We start from the raw sequence: 8,019 nt of genomic DNA on the forward strand, positions 1-8,019 counted from the left end.
GGAGTCCCGCAGTCGCGAACGAAAGCAGATCCGTGAGCGCGAGGAACGCAGCGAAGCGGAGTCCCGCAGTCGCGAACGAAGGGCAGGCACCGTGACCGACGCCCCAGCAGCCCTGCGCGAGGCGCACCACGCCGACGTCTCCGGCGGCTGGCTGCGCCCGGCCGTCTTCGGCGCGATGGACGGCCTGGTCACCAACATCGCCCTGATCGCCGGCGTCGGCGGCGGCGGGGTGTCGTCGCACAGCATCGTGCTCACCGGCACCGCCGGCCTGGTCGCCGGGGCGATCTCCATGGGCCTCGGTGAGTACACGAGCGTCCGGTCCGCCAACGAGCAGGTCGCCGCCGAGGTGGCCAAGGAGCGCCGGGAGCTGGAACGCCACCCCGAGGCGGAGGCCCGCGAACTTGCCGACGCGTGGGTGGCCCGCGGCCTACCCCGGGACCTCGCCACCCAGGTCGCCGAAGCGGTACGCCGCGACCCGGAGGAAGCCCTGCGGGTGCACGTCCGCGAGGAGTTGGGCGTCGACCCCGACGACCAGCCCAGCCCGTGGGCGGCGGCGACCTCGTCGTTCCTGTTCTTCTCGCTGGGCGCCCTGATCCCGCTGTTGCCCTACCTGTTCGGCGCCACCGAGCTGTGGCTGGCACTCGCCGTCGGCGGGCTCGGGCTGTTCGCAGCCGGCGCGGTGGTGGCACGCTTCACCAACCGACCCTGGTGGACCGGCGGTCTCCGCCAACTGCTGCTGGGTGCCGCCGCGGCCGGTGCCACCTATCTCATCGGCACGCTGATCGGGGTGCAGGGCGGGCTGTGACGCCGGTCAACCCGTGAGCAGTTCGTCGATCGTCCCGTCGACCGCACGACCACGGGCGGCCAACTCCTCAGCCTGCCGGGCCAGCACCGCACCCACCTCGGTCATGTCCGCCCCGGCCAACCCGGTGCGCCGCACCGCGTCCCCCGGGTCACGGAAGTAGGTGCGGCTCAGCAGACCCGTCACCGTGGCCGCAGCCAGCCGGGCCTCACCGAGCATCAACAGGGCCTGGTCGGTCTCGTACCACTCGGCGAGCCGGGCCGCCCGGGCGTGCGCCGCGCTGCCCCGATACCAGGCCTGCCGGGCCGCGGTGCTGAACTCCGCCGGTCGAGCCCGGGCCAGCCGGCCCAGATGCTCGTCGCGCAGCGTCCGCAACCAACCCGTCGGGTCGTGCAGCGCCTGCGTGGTGACGTAACGGTCGGCGGTCAGCGGCCACAGCGGAGAGACCACCCGAGCCTGCGCCAGATAGTCCTCCGCACCGGCCACTGTCAGATCGACGAGCACTCCGTCCACACGACGGGTCGCCGGCGGCGGGCCGGCACCGGACCGGTAGGTGACCACCAACATCCCCGCCTCGCGGTCCCCACCGCCGTCGTCGTCACCGTGCGCCAGGGGCCCGTGCACAGCTACCGCGAGCACATCGGCCGGGAAACGCCGCCGGACGGCCTCGGCGACCCGCTCCGCGACCGCCCAGCGTCCATCGTCGAGACCCCGATCGACACCGGTCTGCCCGCCGCTCGCGCTCACGGGGTCACCTTCCGCTACTGGGCGCCAAGGTCCGCGCGAACATCAGGGATGTTGATGTCTGCCACGGGTTGGAGGCAGCGACATCCGGGACGTTGCTCGGATCGTGGGCGTGGGGCGTGGGGAAACTCGACTCGCCAACTGCCGTCGAAGTTTAGCCAGCAGGCGGTGGGTCGGCGGGCGCGCCGCGCCCGGTCGGCACCAGCCGGAAGATGTGGATCTCCCGGCCGCCGGCCCGCTGCACGTACGTGTGGTACGCGGGCCACTCGGTGACCAGCAACTGCCACAGCCGGTCCCGCTCGGCGCCGGACGCCCGGTCGGCGCGTACCGGGATCCGTCGACCCTTCACGTCCACCGTTGCGGCTGGATCGGCGAGCACGTTCATCGCCCAGCCGGGGTGGTGCGTCTGCCCCCAGTTGGAGCCGATCACCACGTAGGCGTCGTCGTCCCGCACGTACAGCAGCGGGTTGCTGCGGGGCTTGCCGGAGCGGCGACCGGTCGTGGTGATCACCAGGGACGGCATCAGGCCGAGCGCGACCACCCGGCCCCGGGTGAGCCGACCGATCACCCGGTCGGCGGGAACCAGCAGACGCGCGGCGGCGCCGAACCACCGGTAGTGACCAACTCGGCGGGTGAGATTTCCCAGCACTGACACGCGGATCAGTCTGCCGGTTGCCCGGCCCGCGCGGCACCCCCCGCACGCGCACCAATCGCCGACCGGCGGACGGGGTGCCCAGCGGTCAGTCCAGTCTCCGCTCGATCGGCAGCCGGGCGCGGGTGAACAGACCGGCCCCGAGCATCGCCACCACCGGCACCAGCACGAGCACCCCGAGCGTGGGCCACGGCACCAGGATCGGGTACGGATCGGGTACCGGCCAGTCGCTGGCGTACTGCCGGTTGACCGAGAACAGCACGATCGCCGCGGTGCCCAGCCCGGCCACGATGCCGAGCACCGAACCGAGCCCGGCGATGACCCCGGCCTGGCAGATCGCCAGCAACCGGCGTAACGCAGGTGCCGCGCCGACGGCCGCCAGGGTGGTCAGTTCGGCGCGTCCCTCGGCGGCGGCGAGCGCCGTGGCGATACCGGCCGCTCCCACCGTGATCAGGCCGGCCGCCGCCGCGATCAGCAGGAGCAGCGGTGAGACGTCCCTTGGCGCGGAACCCTGCTCCACGTTCAGCGAGAAGGTCCCGAACGACCGCAGGGCGGCGGTGAACCGTGCCTGCTGCTCCTCGTCGGGCGGAATCGTGGTGCCGACCACCCAGCCGGACGAGGACCAGCTCACGCCGAGTTGTCGGACCGCGCCGGTGGACAGCAGCAGACGGGGATAGCCGACCGCCCGGGGCAGCGCGTACCCCGGCAGATCACGCAACGTGGTCAGTTGATCCCGCCCGGTGTCCACCCGGCTGACGCGTACCGTCACCAGACCGTCGTGCAGGTAGCGCGGGTCGGTCACCACCACGCCGCCGGCACGCAGCACCGCCGAGGCCGCCGCTGTCGTCGTCGGGTCCGCGCCGGTGAGAAGTGGTAGCGCGCTGCCGTCGTCCACCTCGGGCTGCACGTAGCCCTCGGAGGGGTCCAACTCGCAGCGTGGGTCGGACCGAGCCTGCTGGCGGTGCGACGCGGAAAGGTCGTCGCCGATCTGCCAGGGGCATGCCCGGCTCGCGGGGAGCACCGGCGCGATGTCGCAGTAGACGGTGCCCGTCGCGTCGCAGTCCGGCGTGTGGACCGCGGCCACCGCGTCGACCCCCAACTGATCCTGGGCCGCGTCGACCACCTGGGCCAGCGTCGGTTGCTGGCCCGACCCGTTCTGGTAGACCAGCATGTGACCGGTCGGCAGCATCGGCTGATAGGCGCGTGCGTCGCGGACGCCGTCACTGGCCAGGTACCCACCGAGCGCCACGCTGCTGGCGACGGCGGCCATCACGGCGCAGATTGCCGGCACCGCGGCGGCTCGGTTGCGGCTGGCGTCGCGCAACGCGATCCGCGGCGCCAACGGCAACAGCCGGCCGAGGCGGGCGAGCGTCGTGATCAACGTCGGCGTGCAGGACACCAGCCCCAGCTCGCCGAGGATCAGACCGGTGAGGATCACCGCGGGGGAGGTCCGGCTGGACCCGTACGCCGCCAGCCCCGCCCCGCCCACGACCAGCGCCAGGCCGACGACCAACCACCGGGCCGGGGACACCGGTGGGGTACGTCGCCCGGCGAGCCCGGCGCTGACGTCCTGCCGGGCGGCCGTCCACGCCGGTGCCAGCGCGGCGAGCACCCCGGCCAGCACCGCTACCGCACCGAGCAGCACCAGGGCGGCCGGCCAGCAGCGGTAGCCGCCGAAGCGCAGGCCGAAGACGTACTCCTCCATCAGCGGGCGACCGGCGAACGCCGCGCCGACGCCGACGATCAGGCCGACGGCGGCGCCCAGCACGCCCAGCACCACACCGTCGGCCAGCACGACCCGGCGCAGTTGGGCGGCATCCCCACCGGCCACCGCGACCAGCGCCAGATCCCGCCGTCGACGACGGACGCCGACGGCGAAGGCCGGCCCGACCAGCAGGACGACCTCCAGCAGCCCGAGGCCGGCGATCAGGACGCCGGTGCTCAGGTCGTTGGCGTCGCTCGCCCCGATGAACCCGAACCGGGTCCGGTTCGCTCCGTCGCCCGGACCGTCCGAGTGCCGTGCGGTGACCACCACTCCCCGGTCGTTGAGCCGGGACACCAGCGCGGCGTCGACGGTCCCGGGTATGTCCGCCAACCAGACGCTGTCCGGCCCCGGACCGGTCTTCGGTACGGCTCCCGGGTGCAGCGCCACGACCGGACCGAGGTCGTCGGGGAACTCGACCACCCCCACCACTGTGTACGCCCTGCTCCCGTCGGCGACCGTGACGGCGTCACCGAGGCGCAGGTCCAGGCGGCGCAGTGCCGCCGGGCTGACCGCTACCTCGCCGGGCTGCTGTGGTGCCCGGCCGGCCAGGAACCGCACCAGCCCTCGGGCCAGCGGGTCGCCGAGGTCCAGCACCCGACCGGACACGTTCTCGTCGCGGTCCGGGCCGCGCAGGGTCAGCGGGGCGTGCGGGCGCACCTCGGTGACCCGACTGCCCGGACCCAGCAGCGCGGTCATCTGGGCTGCGGTGACCCTCGGAGGGGGCTTGCCGTCCTGCGTGTTCCAGCCCTCACCCCACTCGTCCTGTCCCACCGGGCCGTTGGCGACCCACTGCAACTCCGCGTCGGCGACGCCGAGTCGACGGTCGACACGTTCCTGCGCGGTCAGCTCGGCCATGTCGTAGTTCGCCGCGAGGAAGGCCAGCGCGGCCACCGGCAGGGCGATCATCGCAAGGACCAGGGCGGTCCGTCGCCGGGCCCGGCGGGACTCGCGTCGCGCGATCCGCAGCGCGGTCCGCCAGGAGCCGGTCAGCTCGGCGATCCGCCGCCGGCCGACGAGGACGGGTGGCTGGACCGACGACGCCGGCACGGGGTCGGCCCGGCCAGGGGCCTGCCGCGTACGGCGGATGATCACCGCTCGCTACCGGACAGCAGCTGCTCGACGCTGCCCAGCGGTGCCGTCGTGTCGACGAGTACGCCGTCGCGGAGGAACACCACCCGGTCCGCCCAGCCGGCGTGTCGTGCCTCGTGGGTGACCAGTACCCCGGCGGCGCCCGCGTCGATCCGGCGGCGCAGCAGGTGCAGCACCGCCTCGCCGGTCTGCGAGTCCAGTGCGCCGGTGGGCTCGTCGGCGAGTACCAGCCGCCGCTCACCCACCAACGCGCGGGCGATGGCCACCCGCTGCTGCTGCCCGCCGGAGAGCTGGTCGGGGAAGCGGTCACCCAGCCCGGGCAGGCCCACCTCGGTGAGCGCGGCCCGGGCCAGCGCGCGGGCGCGGCGTCCGCTGGTGCCGTCGAGCTCCAGCGGGAGCGCCACGTTCTCCAGCGCGGTCAGACTGCCCAGCAGATTCAGCTGCTGGAAGATGTAGCCGATCCGGCGTCGACGCAGTTGGGCCAGCCCGCGACGGTCCAGGGCCCCGAGCGGTTGCCCCTCGACCCGGACCTCGCCGCCGGTCGGACGGTCCAGCCCTCCGGCCAGCGCCAGCAGCGTCGACTTGCCGGATCCGGACGGCCCCATCACGGCGACCAGTTCGCCGGGCCGGACGGCCAGGCTGACGCCGCGCAGCGCGTGCACCGCCGCCGGTCCGGTGCCGTGGGTGCGGTGGACGGCGCGGAGCTCCAACACCGCGTCGTCCGACCCGCTCACCGTCGCGCCTCCTCGCCGGCCCACCTCGCCGAGTCCTGCGCGTCGGCGTCCCCCGGTCGGGGCACGGGAGGTGCCGGGCCGCTGGGTTGGTGCCGCACCAGACTGCTCTCGCAGTGGTCCAGCCAGCGCACCTCCGCCTCGGCCTGGAACACCATGGAGTCCAGGACGAGGCGCCAGGGGAGGTCCTCCGGCCGGTTGCTGCCGTACTTCAGCCGGGTCAGCTCCTGTAGGGCACGCATCGTCGCGCTGCGCTGGGCCTGCACCACCGAACGGACGTCCACTCCGGGGGTGGTCAGCGCCAACGCCAGCTTGATGGCCAACTCGTCGCGGGGCCGGTCGGTGCGGCTGATCGGGGTGGCGAACCACAGCGCCAGGTCCGCCCGGCCGGCATCGGTGATCTCGTACGGGCGCTGCCCGGCCTCGCTCTCCGGCAGCGGGCGCACCAGACCGTCCCGTTCCAGCCGGGACAGCGTGGTGTAGACCTGCCCGATGTTCAGCGGCCAGGTCGAGCCGGTCGACTCCTCGAACGCGGCGCGCAGCTGGTAGCCGTACATCTGGCCGCGTTCGAGCAGGGCGAGCAACCCGTGACGGATGGACATGGCAACGGAGTATGCATACCTGGTATGCGCTCCGCAACCGGAGTGGGCCTGTTCAGGCAGGTCGACCGGGAAACGGGACGGTCAGCGGGGTCAGTCCGGCCGTCTTGCGCCACCGGGTGGCGCGTACGGCGTACTCCACCAGGGCCGCCAGCGCCTGGTCCCGGTCGGCGCCGGTGGTGGACGCCAACGCCGCCCGCCAGTGCGCGGCCGTGCGTTCCTCCACCTCGGCGGCGAGCCGCAGGGCGCTCGCCCGGTCGGTGACCGGGAACGGCAGCGCGTAGCCGGCCCGGTCCGGCGGTACGACGCCGCCGGCGGTGGTGAGCTGCACCACCAGGGTGTCGCGCCGACGTCGATGGGCGGCCTCTGCCTGGTGTGCCGCCTCCCGTGCCGCGCCGGTGAGCCGGACACCGATCCGCCCGTAGGCGTAGATGGCCGCGTACTCGGCGGACAGGGCGGAGGCGAGAGCCTCCCCGGCGGACGGCTGCCTCACTTCAGTGCCTCCTGGTGGGTGGCGCGGGCGGCGACGATCGACCCGAGCAGTGCGGCCCGCTCGGCGGGCGCCGCGGCGCAGGACTCGGTGGCGGACTTCTGGGCGCTCTTCTCGAGTGCGCGCAGCGCGGCGAGCGCGCCGGCCTGGTCGGCCGCCGCAGCGGTGGTCGGGGCGCTGGCCCCCGCCGAGGGCAGGGCCACGCCGATCACCCGGGCCAGCTCGGTGGCGTGGGCGGTGTGCGCCTCGCCGATCGGGCCGAGGCGGTCGGCCAGGTCCGGATGTGCGGCGGCGCTGCTCCGGTACGCCTCGGCCAGCGCGAGCGCCTCGTCCACCATCGGCCGCAGCGGGTCCGGCGGCGGCGCTGGCTTGTCGTCACGGTCGAAAAGATCACAGCCGGTCAGCGGCGCGGCGGTGCCACCGAGCACCAGCAGCGCCCCGCCACGCAGGATCTTTCGCCGGGAATGTCCGGATGCCTGGTTGCGCTGTGTCGTTCTGCCGATCCCCACCGGGCAAGTCAACACCATGAGGGCCGGTCCAGGGGCCACCGGCGTCGGTGCGCCGCCCGGCCCGCCGCCGGGCAGGCGCGTTACGCTCTGCGCAGCCACCGGCGTGTCCGCTCCGGTGGCGTGCCGGCATGGCGGGAAGACCCACCACCGTCGACCAGGGAAAGGGTGCGGAGATGACGCAGCGTGGCCGTGCCACCAGGCCGACAGGTCGGCCCCGCGTTGCCGCGGGTCCCCGCGGTGGTGACCTCGCCGGGCGACGTGCCCGGTTGCGAGAGGTGATCGAGCCCGTCGTCAACGACGCCGGCTACGACCTGGAGGACCTGTCGGTCTCCCGGGCCGGTCGTCGGCACGTGGTACGGGTGATGGTGGACGCCGACGGCGGGATCGACCTGGACGCCGTCGCGGACGTCTCCCGGGCGGTCTCGGCCGCGCTGGACGCCGCGGAGGAGACCGGTGGCGACATCGTGGCCGGGGAATACCAGCTCGAGGTCAGTTCGCCGGGCGTCGACCGGCCGCTCACCCTGCCCCGGCACTGGCGGCGCAACGTGAGCCGACTCGTCAAGGTGCTTGGTGACCGGGGCGACCAGCGGGAGGTGGTCCATCTCCTGGAGGCTGCCGGAACCCCAGCGGAACGCGGG

8 protein-coding genes and 1 pseudogene are annotated in these 8,019 nt (G+C 73.9%); 2 read left to right on the top strand and 7 right to left on the bottom strand.

The features are described from left to right. Positions 1-91 precede the first annotated feature (91 nt). On the top strand, positions 92-805 hold the full coding sequence (locus tag ACWCO3_RS08795; RefSeq protein ID WP_450009236.1) for a VIT1/CCC1 transporter family protein: 714 nt from the start codon (positions 92-94) through the stop codon (positions 803-805). Between the two features lie 6 nt (positions 806-811). On the opposite strand, the gene ACWCO3_RS08800 is transcribed toward ACWCO3_RS08795, so the two are convergent. The 7 genes from ACWCO3_RS08800 to ACWCO3_RS08830 all read right to left on the bottom strand — a co-directional run bounded on the left by ACWCO3_RS08800 (position 812) and on the right by ACWCO3_RS08830 (position 7,324). Further along, positions 812-1,549 (bottom strand): nucleotidyltransferase domain-containing protein, encoded by a 738-nt coding sequence (locus tag ACWCO3_RS08800; protein WP_355024196.1) that lies wholly within the window; start codon positions 1,547-1,549, stop codon positions 812-814. Between the two features lie 151 nt (positions 1,550-1,700). Continuing rightward, complete coding sequence (locus ACWCO3_RS08805) at positions 1,701-2,201, bottom strand: nitroreductase/quinone reductase family protein (protein WP_354889627.1); 501 nt, start codon at positions 2,199-2,201, stop codon at positions 1,701-1,703. 85 nt (positions 2,202-2,286) lie between these two features. Beyond that, the gene (locus ACWCO3_RS08810; protein ID WP_450009238.1) at positions 2,287-5,055 is read right to left on the bottom strand and encodes an FtsX-like permease family protein; all 2,769 of its coding nucleotides are present in this window, start codon (positions 5,053-5,055) and stop codon (positions 2,287-2,289) included. Next, positions 5,052-5,786 carry an ABC transporter ATP-binding protein gene (locus ACWCO3_RS08815; RefSeq protein ID WP_423436751.1) on the bottom strand — a complete coding sequence of 245 codons (735 nt, stop codon included), beginning with the start codon at positions 5,784-5,786 and terminating at the stop codon, positions 5,052-5,054. Before ACWCO3_RS08815 ends, ACWCO3_RS08810 begins: the two co-directional genes overlap by 4 nt. After that, positions 5,783-6,385, bottom strand: coding sequence for a PadR family transcriptional regulator (locus ACWCO3_RS08820; RefSeq protein ID WP_145785014.1), 603 nt, complete (start codon positions 6,383-6,385; stop codon positions 5,783-5,785). Before ACWCO3_RS08820 ends, ACWCO3_RS08815 begins: the two co-directional genes overlap by 4 nt. Positions 6,386-6,437: 52 nt before the next feature. Continuing rightward, positions 6,438-6,875 (bottom strand): ferritin-like domain-containing protein, encoded by a 438-nt coding sequence (locus ACWCO3_RS08825; RefSeq protein ID WP_145785013.1) that lies wholly within the window; start codon positions 6,873-6,875, stop codon positions 6,438-6,440. Beyond that, positions 6,872-7,324, bottom strand: a complete 453-nt coding sequence (locus ACWCO3_RS08830; RefSeq protein WP_145785824.1) for a hypothetical protein — start codon at positions 7,322-7,324, stop codon at positions 6,872-6,874. The genes ACWCO3_RS08825 and ACWCO3_RS08830 overlap by 4 nt, the downstream gene beginning before the upstream one ends. 230 nt (positions 7,325-7,554) lie before the next feature. On the opposite strand from ACWCO3_RS08830, the pseudogene ACWCO3_RS08835 reads away from it, so the two are divergent. Next, positions 7,555-8,019 (top strand): annotated as a pseudogene (locus ACWCO3_RS08835) (ribosome maturation factor RimP); the annotation flags it as partial.

It is taken from the genome of Micromonospora sp. NPDC002411 (assembly GCF_053592955.1).